Origin of the sequence: Kitasatospora nipponensis (genome assembly GCF_039528135.1) — a bacterium.
GTDB lineage: Bacteria > Actinomycetota > Actinomycetes > Streptomycetales > Streptomycetaceae > Kitasatospora > Kitasatospora nipponensis.
The window spans coordinates 1-586 of record NZ_BAAALF010000932.1 but is presented as its reverse complement, the minus strand read 5'-3'; the positions used below and the strand labels follow the sequence as shown (position 1 = coordinate 586).

Below are 586 nucleotides of genomic sequence, written 5' to 3'. Positions count from 1 at the left end.
GTCGGAGTAGCCGCAGTAGCCGGTGCCGAGGTTGCTGATGGTGTTCGCGTACTTGGTGTCCGGGTGGTACTCCTGCACCTGCACCGAGAGCTGGCTCGGATTGTCGGCGCTGACGGTCGGGTCGAGGTACCACGGACCGGTGCCCTTGCCGAAGGTCTTCTGGTCCGGTGTCAGGTCGATGGCGTTCCGGGACGCGGAGACCGACATCGGGGCGATGGCAGCCGCGATGACGGGAACGGCCGTGGTGGATGCCTCGGGGTCCTTCGCGGCTTCCGCGTTGCCGGGCGCCACTGCGGCGGGTGCGGCGGACAGGGAGCGGCTGAGCGGGGCATCGGGTGCGCTCGGGGCCGGCTGTGTGGAGTCCCACTGCAGCGGGGTCGGCGCGTGCAGGCGCACGGCACCGCTCGCGTCGGTGAGCTGGACGTTGCCGGCGCTGTCCGAACTGGGTGTCAGGTCCGTCCCGGAAACCGGGAAGTGCAGGGTCCTGAGTGCGGGGTCCCCAGCCGCGGCGGCCGTGTGGACGATCACCACGTCACGCCAGCCGCCGGAGGGCAGTGCCGACACCTGCAGGTCCACGTCGGGCAGG

1 pseudogene is annotated in these 586 nt (G+C 71.2%); it reads right to left on the bottom strand.

Annotated elements, in window-relative coordinates:
• Positions 1-586, bottom strand: a pseudogene (locus ABD323_RS44135) (ricin-type beta-trefoil lectin domain protein); the annotation flags it as partial.